The sequence below is a fragment of the Acidobacteriota bacterium genome (assembly GCA_039028635.1).
Lineage (GTDB): Bacteria > Acidobacteriota > Thermoanaerobaculia > Multivoradales > JBCCEF01 > JBCCEF01.
Map to the genome: position 1 here is coordinate 1 of JBCCHV010000034.1, position 14026 is coordinate 14026.

Consider the following 14026-nt stretch of genomic DNA (forward strand, 5'->3'; position numbering starts at 1 on the left):
GGCGACTTATTCAGCGCCTGCTGTTTGTTTCAGGGGGGCTAAAGGCGCCCCCCTCAGGCGCACGCACATGTCGTGCGCCTTCACCCCCGACCTCGGCGGCTTTCGCCGCCGCCACGCCCCACGGGCTCGGGAACTCTCGAGGACCAAAGATGCGCCGAGTCAAGACTTTTTCAGCAGCCTGCTAGACCGCCGCCGTCAGCACGATGCGCTCCCGGCTCGAAACCACCACGCCGCCAGGCGGCTCGACGGTGATGGCGAACAGGAAGGGCTCGTTGACCTGCAGCTTGGAAGCGATCGGGATCACCACTTCGGAGGCACCGGCGGGGATGTCGAAGACTCCTCCATCCACCGGATAACGCTCGTCTCGGGTCTTGTCGAAGATCCACAGCTGGTACTGAACCTGGCCGGGATCGTTGACCTCGAGGCCGCGAATGCGCATGAACCCTTGCTGCAGCGCCGAGCTCCAGACGACGTCGCCCTCGGCACCGCGAGCGGCGAGGTCCTCGGTAGCGGTCCAGGCGATCTGCTGTGCGTCCGGCGAATCGCGGAGCAGGTTGCTGCGGATCTCCGCCGTGGTGGGCGAGGGGACCACCGGAGCGGTCCGCGGCCACCAGCCGAGGATCGCCAGCAGCAGACCCGCCGCCGCCACCAGCCAAGGTCCCCAGGAGACCCGCGTCGCGGGCGGATCTTCGACGGCCGGCCGTGGCCGCTCGGCGAAGAAGGACTGGGAGTCGTTGCGCACCTTGGCGGCGAGCTGCGCCGGCATCTCTTGGATCGGGCCGGCCATGGCTTCGTCGATCGCCGCCGCCGCCAGCTCGAACTCCTCGGGACGAATCTCGGAGTGGTCCTCGAGGAGCCGGGCCAGCTCGCTGCTCTCGGCGAGGCCCAGTCCTTCGGTGGCTTGGGTCGCCATCAGCTCGAAGAGGCGATCTTGGGCCTGGTGGCTCATGACAGCACCTCCCGATTGGACAGACCACCACTCGATGCCAGCGCCTGTCGCACCAGGGTCAGGCCTCGCGCGATATGCGATTTGACCGTGCCGAGGGGGGTCTCGGTGCGATCGGCGATCTCGCGGTGGGACATGCCGTAGTAGATCGACAGCTCCAGCGCCCGGCGCTGCTCCGGCTTGAGCTGCTCCAGGGCGCGCGCCGCCATCGCCGCTTCGGCACTGTTCTCGATCGCGCGATGCTGGGAGCCGGCGACTTCACCGGCGGCGGGCATCGGCCGCAGGTCCGGCTGACGCTGGGTGCGGCGATTGCGGTCGATCAGGCGGCGGCGGGCGATCATGGTGATGAAAGTCTTTTCGGATGCCTTGCTGGCGTCGAACTTGGCGGCGTTCTTCCACAACGAAAGGAAGATCTCCTGGACTGCGTCTTCGGCATCGCTGGTGGACGGCGAGAGCCGTCGTGCCAAGCTCCAGACCAACCCGCCGTAGTGCTGGATGCACTCGTCGACGGCGTCCTGTTCGCCACGGGCGATGCGGCCGAGGAGGCTCATCGGAGTTCGGGGATCTTGTTCAGCATCTCGCTCATCGTATGCAAACTGCCACGGAGAGGGAAGCCTCTCCGTGACTTCGGCTACTGTCATGGTCAGTTGGGCAGCAGCACCGTGTCGATCACGTGGATGACGCCGTTGCTGGCCGTGACGTCCGCCTGAACCACCGTGGCGCCGCCGATTTTGACCGAGGAGCCATCGACCTCGAAGGAGACCGGCTTACCGCTGAGGGTCTGGGCGCCGCTGCGCGAAATCACCTTGGAGGCGGGCAGGCGACCGGAGACCACATGGTAGGTGAGGATCTCTTTGAGCTGATGGCGGTTCTCGGGCTTGAGGAGGTTTTCCACGGTGCCCTTCGGGAGCTTCGCGAAGGCTTCGTCCGTGGGTGCGAAGACGGTGAACGGTCCGTCACCCTTGAGGGCGTCGACCAGATCGGCGGCGCCGAGGGCGGCGGCGAGGGTGTTGAAGCTGCCGGCGGCGACCGCCGTATCGACGATGTCCGGGCTGCTGGACTTGGTGTGGTGGCCGGCGAAGGCGGGCAGGCTGCAGAGGGCCAGAACGGCAAAGCTCAGGATCAGGGTGGTGGTCTTTTTCATGGTCATTCTCCTCGGGTCTCGGGTCGGGTGTTGTTTTTCTTTGTCGAGACGCCGGGCGGCCGCTCCGGTCTTCGTCAATTGCCTTACAACCCATCTCTTCGACCACCTCTTGGAAACGGATGCGGCAGGGCTGGGGGGAGGTCCTTCAAACAGCGAAGGGGTGCCCCGCTGGGGGCACCCCTGGTGACGAAAACGAGCTGTCGGCGGATCGCGAATCTGGTGAGAAGCGATCCGGTGACGAAGTCGGGTTGACCCGACTTCGGTCGGACTAGGGTTCGTCCTGGCGACGTTGCTCGGCATCGAGCCGCTCGGCTTCCTCGCGGATGCGCTGTCGCTCGAGCTCGAGGGCCTGCTGTCGCTCTTCGAGCCGGCGGCGCCGCTCGTCGAGGACCTTGCGTCGCGCATCGAGGTGCTTCTCACGGCTCAGCTCGCGGTGCTCGTGGCTGCGTTCGAGATGCTCCTCGTGCTGTCGGTGGAGCTCCTCGCGATGGCTGCGGCGAGTCTCTTTCAGGCGAGCCCGCGACTCCTCGACCTGGGCCCGAGATTCGCGCCGCAGTCGCTCGACTTCCTGGCGGTCGGGACGATGGCGTTCGGCGAGCTCGCGGGCCTCTCGGCGCAGTCGCTGGACTGCCTCGCGATCGGGGCGCTGTCGCTCGGCGAGCTCTCGGGCTTGGCGCTGCAGGCGCTCGATGGCTTCGCGGTTGGGGCGCTGCCGTTCCATCAGCTCGCGGGCTTGGCGTTGCAGTTGCTCGATGGCCTCGCGGTCGGGGCGGTTCTGCTCGGCGATCTGCCGGGCCTGCTCTCGGATGCGCGCGAGCTCTTCTTCGCTCGGACGATGCCGCTGCGCCAACTCGCGAGCCTGGCGTTGCAACCGCTGGATCTCTTCGCGATCGGGGCGCTGTCGCTCGGCGATCTCGCGGGCTTGGCGCTGGATTCGCTCGATCGCCTCCGGATCCGGCTGCGCGTGGAGCGCGATCTCGCGGGCCCGGCGCGAGATCTCTTCGATGGCCGCCGAGTCGAAGCGGACGGCTTCGGCGACCAGCTCGTTGAGATGCGCCACCATCTCGTCGTCGATCGCTTCTCCGGCGATCGCTTCGGCCTCGATGGCCCGTGCCACGGCCTCGATCTCTTCACCGAGCTCCGGGAGGTGCTCGAGCTGGAGCGTCAGTTCCTCGGTGAGGTTCTCCAGCTCGGCGAGCTCGAAGGGTTCGAAGTCGAGCTCGATCGCCACCATCTCCCCGAGGGCTTCGAAGGCGGCGAGGTCTTCGATGCCCGCAAAGCTCATCTCCTCGAGTCCTTCGAAGGCCTCGTACTCGCCGAGGATTGCGAGCTCCTGGAGGCCGGCGAGGGCCTCGAACCCTTCCAGCGCTTCCAGCGCCTCGAGTCCTTCGAGGGCTTCGAGTCCTTCCAGGGCCTCGAGGGCTTCCATGCCTTCAAAGTCGCCGATCTCCAGGTGGAAGTCGTGCTCGTGCTCGGCCTCGCGGGCTGCTTGCCGCGCCATCCAGTCGTCGCTCGATGACTCTTCGTCGGGGTTGTCGATCGACCAGCCACCGTTGCGGTCCTGGGACTCTCCGGACGGGCTGGTGGTGGTGACGGTGGCCGTTGGACGATCGCTCTCGGTCGCTTCCGAGCCGGCTTCGAGGCGGACGCTCGGGGCCAGGGTCGCGGTGAGAAGGAGCCCGGCGACCGCGGCCACGACCAGCATTCGGCCGGCCGAAGAATCATCGGTGGAAGGCGACAGCAGACGCTCGACCCGTTGGGCGAGACCGGAGCGCCGGCCGACCATGCCGGGGGCGAGCACCGGCGAAGTCTCGCCGACGGTCCAGCCGGCGACTTCCGTCAAGCAGCGGGCGAGGGCCGATGGGCGACCGGTCTGCTGGCGCGCCCAGTCGTCACAGCGGAACTCGGCAATGGTCTCGAGGCGCCGCCGGGCCACCCGCAGCAAGGGCTGAAAGAAGAACAGCGCTTCGAGGAGCCGCAAAGCGAGCAGCCACCAGGGATCGCGACGCACCAGGTGGGCCATCTCGTGAGCCACCAGGGACTCCTGCTGTGGCGCCGCCAGGCTGGTGGCGCGAGCCGGCAGGCAGATCTCCGGTCGGCCCAGGCCGAGGGCGATGGGCACGCTCAGGCTTTCGGTCGCGGTCAAGCGAGTTCGTCGCGGTGTCTGGCGGCGGCGGGAAAGGCGCGCCAGGGTTTCCGCCGCCGGTCCCCGGGAGAGAGCGTGGCGGAAGCGCAAGCGCCGCGAAAGGCTGATCAGGGCGAGCCCTAAAGGCAGGCTGCAGAGCAGCGCTCCACAGGCCCACAGCCAGACCACCGGAACACTCCAATGGAGGGTTGACGTGCTCCCTTGGCCGGCGCTCTCGTGGCTGGCGCTTTCGCGAGCCGCCATCGCTAGGGCCGGCGGAGTCGCCGGCGGGGTCGCAGTCGCGGTCGCTTCCTCGGTCGACCGGGACGGGGCTTGGCTGAGGAGCGGCAGGGCTTTTTCCAAAGGGCGGTCCTGTCCTGCGATCAGACTGGCAGATCGCTCCGGGGACGCCGGGGATCGCAGGGCGAGCTCGCCGGCGATCGGTTTGATGGCGCTGGTGGTCTGGAGGGTCGCGGTCACCAGGGCACCGACCACGGCGAGTCGCCAAAGCCCTTCTTCGAGAGCGAGCCGCCGGCCGCGCAGGGCTCGCGATGCACCCCAGGCGGCGGCCAGCAGAACAGTGCTGTGCAGGGCGTAGGTCAGCAGCCAGCCGGCGAGGGCGCGGGCCAGCGGAGCGCTCACCAGGTCGTAAAGAAAGAGCTCGCTCCCGGTCATGACGACTCCTCGTTCTCGTAGTCTTCGATCATGCGGCGTAGCTCCGAGAGCTCTCGCGGATCGACTTCGTTCTCGGCCAGCAAGTGGCTGACGACGGCGGTGACATCGCCGGCGAAGAGACGCTCCGTGAGGTCTCCGAGCATCGCCCGGCGGATCTCGCGCTCGCTCACCAGCGGGCGGTAGACGAAGCGCCGGCCTTCGGTTCGGTGATCCACCACGCCCTTGGTTTCCATCTTGGTCAGCATGGTGGCGATGGTGGTCGGGGCCAGCCCTCGCTCCTCGGCGAGGGCGCGGTGAACATCAGAGACGGTGGCTTCCCGGCGGCCCCACAGGACTCGCATGATGGCGAGCTGGAGGTCCCCGAGGCGAAAGGTCTTGGTCATGGTTGAAGTCTCCTCGTGGCGTCCTTGACTACCGAAATAGTACTACCTGGGTAGTTGATGCGTCAAGGCGGGGCTGCGGAGGCTGCCTATAATGACGTGATCAGAGGTCGAGGGTTTCGTCGATGGAGGGAGTCAGGCCGTGAGAGAGATTCTGTGGATCGCCCTGGGAGGCAGCCTGGGAGCGCTTTGTCGTTTCTTTCTCACCGGCTGGGTGCAGCGCTCCGTCGTCTCCGGCTTCCCTTGGGGGACGACGGTGGTCAATCTCCTCGGCTGCTTGGCGATCGGTGGCCTGGTGGGCTGGTCGAGCCTGCGCGGCGACTTCTCCGATTCCGCCCGTCTGTTCGCCCTGATCGGCTTTCTCGGTAGCTTCACCACCTTCTCGACCTTCGCCCTCGAGACCCTTGCCCTGATGCGCGCCGGCTCCCTGGCTCCGGGGCTGAGCAATCTCCTGCTGCAGACCGGCGGAGGACTGCTGGCGGTGATCGTCGGTGATCGTCTCGGCCGCTGGCTGGGATGATCGCGGCCTCCTAGTACAATCGAGGGCCTCTCAACGTCGGGTAAAACCGACGGGCGGGGGCGGTCGAACCAAGGCACGATGGTGAAGAAACGACATCTCTCGACCAGAATCCCGCGCCTGGGGTGGATTCTCGCCTTTGGCCTGATGTTTCCGGGAACCCTCCAAGGGCTCGATCTGCCGTCCGAGCTGTCGACCCTGACCCATAGCGCCGAGCAGGTCTTCCAGGGCACTTGTGTGGCTGTTCGGGAAGCGACCGTCGAGGTCGGCGGGGCGCGATTGGCCGCCACCACCTATGTCTTTGAGGTCCACGACCACCTCAAGGGGACGGCGAGCCGTCGGGTCGAGTTTCGCCAAGTCGGGCGTCCCGAGGGCGGGCCCGGTGACCTCGGCTTCGAGGTCGGCTTGCCGACCTACCGGGTGGGCACCGACTACCTCTTGTTCCTGCTGCCGGCGAGTCGTGTCGGCTTGACTTCGCCGGCCGGCGCCGCGGAAGGGGCCTTCCGGCTGGTCGGCGACCGCGTCCAACCTCTGGCCACCGGCCATGGCCTGCGGCTGCCGCCGACCGAGTCCTTTTCCTATGACGCGCTGCGCGCTGCGGTGCGGCGAGAGATGGCGCCGTGAAGAGGCTGTGCTGGATTGCCGCTGGGGCTTGGATTCTCGCTTCGGCAGCGTGGGCCGGGGAGGCGACCTGGACCGATCGGGACGGTGAGCCGGTGCTTTGGCCCGGTGAGCAACCGGTCTCCTATTTCACCGACCGCAGCGGCCTCGGGGTGCTTTCCGCGGCCGAGGCCCGGCTTCTGATCGCCCGCTTGATGGAGCCCTGGCAGGCGGTCGCCGACTCGTCCTTTCGGTTCGAGCACCGAGGTACCCTCGACCAGGATGTCGACGAGAGCAACTTCGGGCTCTTCCTCGGCGCCGCCGGCGGTCAGAGTGCGCCGCGCGGGCAGAATGTCGTCGCTTTCGATGCCGATGGCCAGATCTTCGACACCCTGTTCGGCCAGGGGACCGGCATCGTCGGATTCGTGGCGACCACCTTCGTCGACGATGGCAGCGGCGCCGTACCGCCCTCGGCGGAGATCGCCGAGGGCTCCCAGATCGTCGAGGCGACGGTGTTTCTGAATGGTCGCTTCATCGATGGCGTCCATGCGCCGGCGGAGGGCAATTTCGAGATTCCCTTTCCCGCCTTCGAGGCCGCGATCGTGCACGAGATCGGCCACTTCGCCGGCCTCGGCCACACCCAGATCCACGGCCTCGGCTTCGCCCCTGAATCCGATCTTCCAGGGCTGACCACGCCGGTCGAGACGATGTTCCCTTTCATCCAGTCGAACGGTGATCAACGGACCCTCGAACGGGACGACCAGGTGACCCTGGCCCGGCTCTATCCCAGCCCCGCCTTCGAGGCCACCCAGGCCTGTGTGGCTGGCCGGGTCGTCGACCTCGATGGCAGCTCCGTGGCCGGTATCAACGTCGTCGCTCGAGCCGTTGGCGATGGCAGCGATGCCCTGTCCGGCGTGACCCGCGGAGGCGGCTACCGCCTCTGCGGCCTGCGTCCGGCCACCGAGTACCGGTTGCGGGTCGAGGAGATCGATGCCTTCCACACGCGGGGGAGTCGGGTCGGGCCCTTCTCGCCGCCGCGCGTGCTGCCGGGTCCGGCGGAGTACTGGAGCGGTGAGCAGGAAGGTCACCGCGAAGCTTCGGACCTCGCGGCGTCCTTCGTCCTTTCCGCCGGCGAGCTGCGAAGCGGCCTCGACATCTATCTCGAAGCGCAGTCCTTCGAAGTGCTCAATCAGCCGTTGCCGGGGCAGATCGGTCCCCTCGATCTGGTGATCGAGGATTTCGACGGCGACAGCCGCCGCGACCTGGTCGGAGCGCGCAGCGGCGCCCTCGGGGGAGAGCCGGGCAACGACCTGGTCTTCTATCGCGGCCTCGGCAGCGGTCTCTTCGCAGCACCGCGCCGGCTCGACCAGGTGCCGGGGATCTCGCAGGTCGAGCGTTTGCAACTCAATCCCGAGGAGGATCCGTTTCCGGATCTCGCCGTGGCCAGCGATGGCCTGACCCAGGTGCTCGGGTATCTGGGCGATGGCCAAGGCGGTTTCTCGGCCCCGCGGGTACTCTTCCAGGCGCCTCTCGGAGCCGGCGAGAACCTGGTTTCCCTCGCCGCCGGCCGCTTCGACGACGACCCCCGCGACGATTTGCTCTTCCTGGTGCAGCGCCTCGACGAGTTCGGCCGGGCGGTCGATGCCACCGCCTACTCGTTGCTTGGCGACGGCCGCGGCAGTGTGTCGGTGGTGACCTCCCCCTTGCCCTTCGGCTGGACCCTCCAGCCGCAGCGCCACCGGCGGTTGGTCTTCGGGGCCTTCGCCGGCGACGCGGCTCTCGATGCCGCCTTCGTGGCGCGCAGCAGTCCCACCCTCGACCGGCCGCCGGCGCTGTGGCTGCTGGTGGGCGATGGGGACGGCGGTTTCGCGCCGCGCGAAGTCTCCTTCGAGGACTACAGCTTCAGCCTTGGCCAGGGCTTGGCGGCGGCGGATTTCGATGGCGATGGTGCCGGCGATCTGGCGGTGGTCAACCTGTCACCGGTCGACGGTAGTCCCAACTACACCCGTAGCTGGATCGAGCTGATGCGCGGCGACGGCCAAGGGGACTTCCAGCCGGTGTCTCGCTACTGGGTCCCGGAGAGCCTGCAGGACGCCCTGGTGAGCGCCGATTTCGATGGCGATGGCGATGCCGATCTGGCGAGCGCCGGGCCCTTCTTCGGCCGGGGCCGTCCCGGGGCTCGCCTGACCATCGCCTACGGTGACGGCCAGGGAGGGATTCGCTCACGGGAGGTGATCAGCGGTCTCGCCGAGTTTCCCGGCGCCACGCCGGCTTCCCTCGCGGTCACCGAGCTCGATGGCGATGGAGCCCTCGATCTGGTGGTCAGCTCCGCGGCCCTGGTGGGATTGAGCGATGACTTCGTGCCTCATCTCTCGGTTCTGATGCGACGTCCGACCGGCTGCCTGCCGTCGGCTCGGCACCTGTGCCTGGCCGGAGGGCGCTTTCGCGCCGAGGTGGTGTGGCGCGATCACGCGGGTCGGAGCGGCTCAGGCCGAGCCATGGCGATGACTCACAACACCGGTGCCTTTTGGTTCTTCGATGCCGCCAATCCGGAGCTGATGGTCAAGGTGCTCGATGGCGCCGAGGCGAATCAGCGGTTCTGGGTCTTCTTCGGCTCTCTGACGGACGTCGCCTTCAGCCTGGTGGTGACCGACCTCGAGACCGGAGAGGTCCGTCGCTACGACAATCCTCGGGGCCGCCTGCAGGGCAGGGGCGATGCGGCGGCGTTCCGTGCCAGCGGCACTTTTCCGCCTCCGGCGCCGGCCGAGGCCGGGCCGGGGCCGAGGCCGGAGCTCTCCCTGCTGGGGGGGCGTTTCGAGGTGACGGCGGAGTTCGACCTGCCGGGTGAGGGATTGCGGCGCGCTTCGGCGAGCCCCTTGACGGACCAAGCCGGCACCTTCTGGGTATTCGACGACAGCAACCTGGAGCTGATGGTCAAGCTGCTCGATGGACGCCCCGTCAATGGACACTTTTGGTTCTTCTATGGCTCCCTTTCGGGTCTCGACTTCAACCTGCGAGTCCGCGACACCCTGACCGGGGAGGTGCGCCTGTACGAAAGCCGGGCCGGCCAGCTGGTCAGCCGAGGGGACACCGTTGCCTTCTGAGCTACCACCCGCCGGCACTGGCCGTCGCGTACGGCCACGGCCGTGCTGCGGCGGCACGGCTCCCGAAAGTGTCGGGAGCCTTTGCCCAATGCGAACCCTCTCGGCGGATTGGTTGCCGGGCGGCGAAGCCCATAGCTGTAGCCTTCGAGTGCTTCTCGGTGACCCTGGAGAGTGAGGCGAAGGGGTTGCCGCCGGTTGTTGCGATTGGTCCTGATCGTCGCCATCGAGCCTGAGAAGTGAGCCTCGGGCGGTGAGCTCCGGGACACCCCTGCGGAGGGGGTGATCCCGCGGCCTGCCGTCCTCTTCCACCGGAGCCCCTTCCGCTACGGTGCGGGCCCTTCGCCCGACCCCCATCTCCAAATCCTTCGAGCAGATTTTTCGCAATCAGCGAATCACTGAGATCCGCTGTACTTTTCGAGTTTTGAACCACGGTTCGGACCGCGGCACCGAGGGGGTGCCGTCGGGGTCGACCTTGATTGGAGGATGAGATGAAGAGAATCGCCCATGGAAGCCTCGCTGCCCTTCTGACTTTGACCGTCGTCACGCCCTGTTTCGCCAGCTCGCCGAGCAGCTTCTCGCAGTCCATCGGTGCCTGGCTCGCGGACTTGTTCGCGCGCTTCGATCGCCCGGCGGCCGGGAAGGTGTTCGAGGAGCGCAGCGAGCACGGCCCGCGCATCGACCCCAATGGCCGCTCAGCGGCCATCGAGCACGGTCCGCGCATCGATCCCAACGGCGAGCACCTGGCCGGAGATCACGGTCCGCGCATCGATCCCAATGGGGTCGCGGCGCATAGTGAGCATGGCCCGCGGGTGGATCCCAATGGCATTTACCGGTTCGATGGTCACGGGCCTCGGGTCGATCCCAACGGTCTCTCGGCGACCAGCGAGCACGGTCCCCGCATCGATCCGAATGGCCGCTTTCTGATCGGAGATCACGGTCCGCGAGTCGATCCCAATGGTCTCTCGGCGGCAAGTGAGCATGGACCTCGGATCGATCCCAACGGCCAGTCTCTGGCCGATGACCACGGTCCGCGGGTCGACCCCAACGGCCGTCAGCGTCGCAAGTAGGTCACCGTCGGCGACTCGAGGCGTCCTTGCTGGGCGCCTCGAGCTCGGCGCGGTCAGGTTCTCCGGTGGTTGAGGAGCTGGGCCCTGGTGATCGCTACGGCGATCTGCCGTCGATCTGGCGTGCCTTCTCGAGAGCCGTCGCCAGCAGGGCCGTGCTCGCGGTGACCTCTTGCAGCTCGGCCTGGGACCACAGCTTGGCGGCCGCCAGGCTTTCGCGCTCGACGCCGAGCTGGGTCAGGAGCTGGGTGGTTTCGGCGGCTTCCCGGCGGAGTTGGGAACGATCACCGAGGGCGGCCCAGCAGACCGCCAGATCGAGCCCGACGAGGGCGACCTCGTAGGGCAGGTCGGCGGCGAGGAACTCCTGCTTGAGATCCTGCAGGGTAGTGGCCGCCGCGCGGTGGTCTTCGACCTCGACCTGGAAGCGCGCCACGGTCCAGATCATGCGCAGGTGATCGAGGGCCGGCGCGCCGAGGCGGTACACCGGCAGGGCGCGCTGAGCGAGGCTCAGGGCTTCCTGGGTCCTGCCCATCTGAGCGGTGTAGTAGATCAAGCCTTCGAGGGCGATGAACTTGAGCCGTCGATCGCCGAGGTCTTCGCTGAGATCGAGGGCGGCGACGCTCGAACGGAAGGCGCGGTCGATATCTCCCTGCTCCGAGTACAGGGCGGCGAGCTGGAGCAGCGCCCGTGCAGTGCCTTCGAGGTTGGCGAAGCGGGCCTGCACCCGCACCGCTCGCTCGAGCAGCTCGATGGCGCGCTCGGGGCGGTCTTCGCAACGCTCGAAGGAGGCCACCAGGGAGTCGATCTCGGCGCCGGTCAAGGGATCGCTGCCTTCGCGGTCGAAGATCCGGCGGGCCTTGCCGAGGGCACGGCGGGCCTCGACGTGGTCGCCGCAGATGCGCCAGAGATTGCCCAGGTCGGCCCAGGCGCGCGCTCGCGTCTCGCCGCAGGTGGCCGGGTCGAGGCGCTCGGCGACCAGCGTGGCGAGCTTGGCCAGACGCAGTGCTTCGTGGGGATCGTCGTGGCGCCGCTCGCGGCTGTGGCTGAGAAGAAGATCGCAGACGGCTCGCTGATGGGCGCGTCGCAGATTCGAAATCTTGAGCTCTTGATGGGCCGAAGGCAGGGCGAGGAGCTGGGCGACGAAGTCGGCGGCCTCGTCCTTCTGCTGACGCCAATGGGTCACCAGGTGGCGACTCTGGCCGATTGCTTTGGCCACCACGTCCTCCATCGACTGGAGGTTGTCTTCGCAGGGCGGCTGAAGCAACTCTTGCAGGCGCTGAGAGCAGGCCGTGCAGCCGTTGATCAGGTGTCGAATGGCGAGCCGGCGGTCGTCACGGCTAGCTTCTCCGGCAGCGAGCCGAGCGAGCTCGGCAAGAGGGTGTTGTGCAGCCAAAAGGGTCAAGTCTCCCCACGCAACGGCGAAAAAATAACAAGCTTTCCCGCAGAGCCCGCCGGACTACGGCGTCCGCACAGCGCTCCTTGCGAAAGCAAAACAGCAATTGCCTTCCGGGGAACTTTCTTAGGGACGTTCGACCGGAACACACTGAAACTATACCGGAAGGCGGTGCCGGTACCCAACCCGTGAGGGCCGAGAGGCAGAAAATTCGCGGTTCGACCGACCTCAGGCGAGCCAGCGGCGGTAGAGCTCCGGTCGCCGGTCGCGCAGGAAGAGACGACGCCCGGGCGACTCGGCACACTGGGAGAGCTCGCAATCGACCATCAAGAGGTCCTCCGCGCCGGCCTTGCCGCGGGCGAGAACCTGGCCCGTCGCGTCGACGGCGAAGGACTCGCCGGCGAAGGTCAGCCGGTCTTCGGCCCCGACGCGGTTGGCGAGGGCGGCGAAGTAGCCATTCTGAAAGGCCGCCGTGCGGACCTCGGCCTCGAACAGCCCTTCCGGCCACTCGCCGGCGGCACCGGCCTGGGGAATGACCACCAGCTCGGCCCCCGCCAGGGCGAGGGCGCGCATGTACTCGGGATAGTGGCGGTCGTAGCAGATCGCCACGCCGATGCGCCCGGCGCGCGTTTCGTAGACCGGCGCATCGCCATCGCCGGGGTGGTAGTAGTCCTGCTCGTGGAAGCCCTCGTAGTCGGTGATGTGGGCCATTCGCGTGGTGCCCAGGTGGCGGCCGTCGGCGTCGAAGACCGGCGAGCTGTCGAAGGTGCGGCCCGCCGAGTCCACTTCGTAGAGGTTGAAGACCGTCACCAGCGAGAGCTCGCCGGCGCGCCGAGCGATCTGCTCCGTCGAGGGCCCGGGAATCGGCTCGGCGAGCTGCCGCGCGCCGGCGTCGCCACGACATTGCGGAAAGAAGCGGTCGAGAACCAGCTCCGGGAACACGATCAGGTCGGCGCCGCCGGCCTTGGCCTCCTCCATGGTGGCGAGAGCCTTGCGGAGGTTGGCGGCACGGTCGGGGCTGGCGGCGAGTTGGGCGAGGGCGAGGCGCATGGTCTCTAGTCTCCGTGGCGGTGGTCCGCGAGGCGGTGAGGTCGCGAGGGGGCGTCGAGGTCGAGGCCTTCGAGGCCGCCGAGAATCGCCCGGACCGGCGCGATCGAAAGGCTGTTCCCGACCAGTTTCCAGGCTTTGCGGATGGCGAGCTCCTCGGGCAGGACGTAATCCGGTGGAAACCCCAGCAGGCTGAGGATCTCGCGCGGGGAGAAGCGTCGAACCCGCTCTCTCCGCCGCAGGTACGAGCCCGAGCGTACCGGGGATCGACCGTAGGCGGCGGTGAAGCAGGCGGTGATGGCCGAGGGATCCTCCTGGTCGACGATGTCGAGGGCCCCGGAGTAGTCCCGCAGCAGGCTCTCGGCGACGGCGAGCTCGGCGGAGTCGCCGTTGGACTGCAGGTGATCGGCGAGAACCGACGGCGTCGGGATGAGCCGAGGAGGATTCAAGTCCTGGCCGCGAGCCGCCACCAAGTAGAACCGGGGGCGCCGATTGGGAACCCCCAGGCGGCTGGGGCAGAGGGTGGTTTGGAAGACTTCGTAGCCCGCCCGTTCGAGGGCGGCGAGGAGCCGCTGGCAGGCCCGAGATTCGGCGAACGGAGTGACGTTTTCGAGACCGATGGCGGGTGGCAGCTCGCGCTCGATGAGCCCGATCAGGTGCAGCAGAGACTGACAGCGAGGGTCGTCGACGTCGCGGCCTCGGCCGCGCCGGGTGAAGGGCTGGCAGGGGGGCGAAAGCCACCACAGATCGGCGCGCCAGCGACGCAGATCGCGGGATCCGAGGGTCTCGAGATTGCGGGCGAGCGTCCGGTGGCGGGGGAAGTTGTGCTGGTAGACGGCGAGGGCCGGGCGGCTGAGGTCGACGGCCGCCACGATCTGGCCCTGCCGTCCCAGGGCGACGGCGGCGCCGCCGATGCCGCAATAGAGCTCGAGAACACGCACAGGAGTTGGCAGTGGTCGGTTCGGAAGTGGTTGGCACTGCGCCCGCCGCCATCGGCGCTGCGCAACGCAAATTCGAGTATATCGAGGCTT

General features: G+C 67.8%; 12 protein-coding genes. 4 read left to right on the top strand and 8 right to left on the bottom strand.

Annotated features, from left to right (window positions below; translation table 11 throughout):
• Nucleotides 1-181: 181 nt before the first annotated feature.
• The 5 genes from AAF604_14560 to AAF604_14580 all read right to left on the bottom strand — a co-directional run bounded on the left by AAF604_14560 (nt 182) and on the right by AAF604_14580 (nt 5273).
• Nucleotides 182-949, bottom strand: a complete 768-nt coding sequence (locus AAF604_14560) for an anti-sigma factor (GenBank protein MEM7050887.1) — start codon at nt 947-949, stop codon at nt 182-184.
• Nucleotides 946-1497, bottom strand: a complete 552-nt coding sequence (locus AAF604_14565) for a sigma-70 family RNA polymerase sigma factor (GenBank protein MEM7050888.1) — start codon at nt 1495-1497, stop codon at nt 946-948. Before AAF604_14565 ends, AAF604_14560 begins: the two co-directional genes overlap by 4 nt.
• 92 nt (nt 1498-1589) lie before the next feature.
• Entirely contained in the window at nt 1590-2090 is a 501-nt protein-coding gene (locus AAF604_14570; protein MEM7050889.1) for a fasciclin domain-containing protein, read from the bottom strand.
• 268 nt (nt 2091-2358) lie between these two features.
• Nucleotides 2359-4890, bottom strand: a complete 2532-nt coding sequence (locus tag AAF604_14575) for a M56 family metallopeptidase (protein ID MEM7050890.1) — start codon at nt 4888-4890, stop codon at nt 2359-2361.
• Nucleotides 4887-5273 carry a BlaI/MecI/CopY family transcriptional regulator gene (locus tag AAF604_14580; protein ID MEM7050891.1) on the bottom strand — a complete coding sequence of 129 codons (387 nt, stop codon included), beginning with the start codon at nt 5271-5273 and terminating at the stop codon, nt 4887-4889. Before AAF604_14580 ends, AAF604_14575 begins: the two co-directional genes overlap by 4 nt.
• A 139-nt stretch (nt 5274-5412) precedes the next feature.
• On the opposite strand from AAF604_14580, the gene crcB reads away from it, so the two are divergent.
• The 4 genes from crcB to AAF604_14600 all read left to right on the top strand — a co-directional run bounded on the left by crcB (nt 5413) and on the right by AAF604_14600 (nt 10558).
• Nucleotides 5413-5790, top strand: a complete 378-nt coding sequence (gene crcB / locus AAF604_14585) for a fluoride efflux transporter CrcB (protein ID MEM7050892.1) — start codon at nt 5413-5415, stop codon at nt 5788-5790.
• A gap of 78 nt (nt 5791-5868) precedes the next feature.
• Nucleotides 5869-6411 (top strand): hypothetical protein, encoded by a 543-nt coding sequence (locus AAF604_14590; GenBank protein ID MEM7050893.1) that lies wholly within the window; start codon nt 5869-5871, stop codon nt 6409-6411.
• A complete protein-coding gene (locus tag AAF604_14595; protein MEM7050894.1) occupies nt 6408-9491 on the top strand; it encodes an FG-GAP-like repeat-containing protein in 3084 nt (1027 codons plus the stop codon). Before AAF604_14590 ends, AAF604_14595 begins: the two co-directional genes overlap by 4 nt.
• Before the next feature lie 488 nt (nt 9492-9979).
• Nucleotides 9980-10558: a hypothetical protein gene (locus AAF604_14600; protein MEM7050895.1), complete on the top strand. Its 579-nt coding sequence runs from the start codon at nt 9980-9982 to the stop codon at nt 10556-10558.
• Nucleotides 10559-10652: 94 nt separating this feature from the next.
• On the opposite strand, the gene AAF604_14605 is transcribed toward AAF604_14600, so the two are convergent.
• The 3 genes from AAF604_14605 to AAF604_14615 all read right to left on the bottom strand — a co-directional run bounded on the left by AAF604_14605 (nt 10653) and on the right by AAF604_14615 (nt 13936).
• The gene (locus AAF604_14605; GenBank protein MEM7050896.1) at nt 10653-11957 is read right to left on the bottom strand and encodes a tetratricopeptide repeat protein; all 1305 of its coding nucleotides are present in this window, start codon (nt 11955-11957) and stop codon (nt 10653-10655) included.
• 219 nt (nt 11958-12176) lie between these two features.
• Nucleotides 12177-12998: a nitrilase-related carbon-nitrogen hydrolase gene (locus tag AAF604_14610; protein MEM7050897.1), complete on the bottom strand. Its 822-nt coding sequence runs from the start codon at nt 12996-12998 to the stop codon at nt 12177-12179.
• 5 nt (nt 12999-13003) lie between these two features.
• Nucleotides 13004-13936 carry a DNA cytosine methyltransferase gene (locus AAF604_14615; GenBank protein ID MEM7050898.1) on the bottom strand — a complete coding sequence of 311 codons (933 nt, stop codon included), beginning with the start codon at nt 13934-13936 and terminating at the stop codon, nt 13004-13006.
• Nucleotides 13937-14026: the final 90 nt, after the last annotated feature.

Bases quoted from the DNA above. Each gene is read 5' to 3' on its own strand.
- AAF604_14560 (MEM7050887.1), bottom strand. From the start codon at position 949: ATGAGCCACCAGGCCCAAGATCGCCTCTTCGAGCTGATGGCGACCCAA.
- AAF604_14565 (MEM7050888.1), bottom strand. From the start codon at position 1,497: ATGAGCCTCCTCGGCCGCATCGCCCGTGGCGAACAGGACGCCGTCGAC.
- AAF604_14570 (MEM7050889.1), bottom strand. From the start codon at position 2,090: ATGAAAAAGACCACCACCCTGATCCTGAGCTTTGCCGTTCTGGCCCTC.
- AAF604_14575 (MEM7050890.1), bottom strand. From the start codon at position 4,890: ATGACCGGGAGCGAGCTCTTTCTTTACGACCTGGTGAGCGCTCCGCTG.
- AAF604_14580 (MEM7050891.1), bottom strand. From the start codon at position 5,273: ATGACCAAGACCTTTCGCCTCGGGGACCTCCAGCTCGCCATCATGCGA.
- AAF604_14590 (MEM7050893.1), top strand. From the start codon at position 5,869: ATGGTGAAGAAACGACATCTCTCGACCAGAATCCCGCGCCTGGGGTGG.
- AAF604_14600 (MEM7050895.1), top strand. From the start codon at position 9,980: ATGAAGAGAATCGCCCATGGAAGCCTCGCTGCCCTTCTGACTTTGACC.
- AAF604_14610 (MEM7050897.1), bottom strand. From the start codon at position 12,998: ATGCGCCTCGCCCTCGCCCAACTCGCCGCCAGCCCCGACCGTGCCGCC.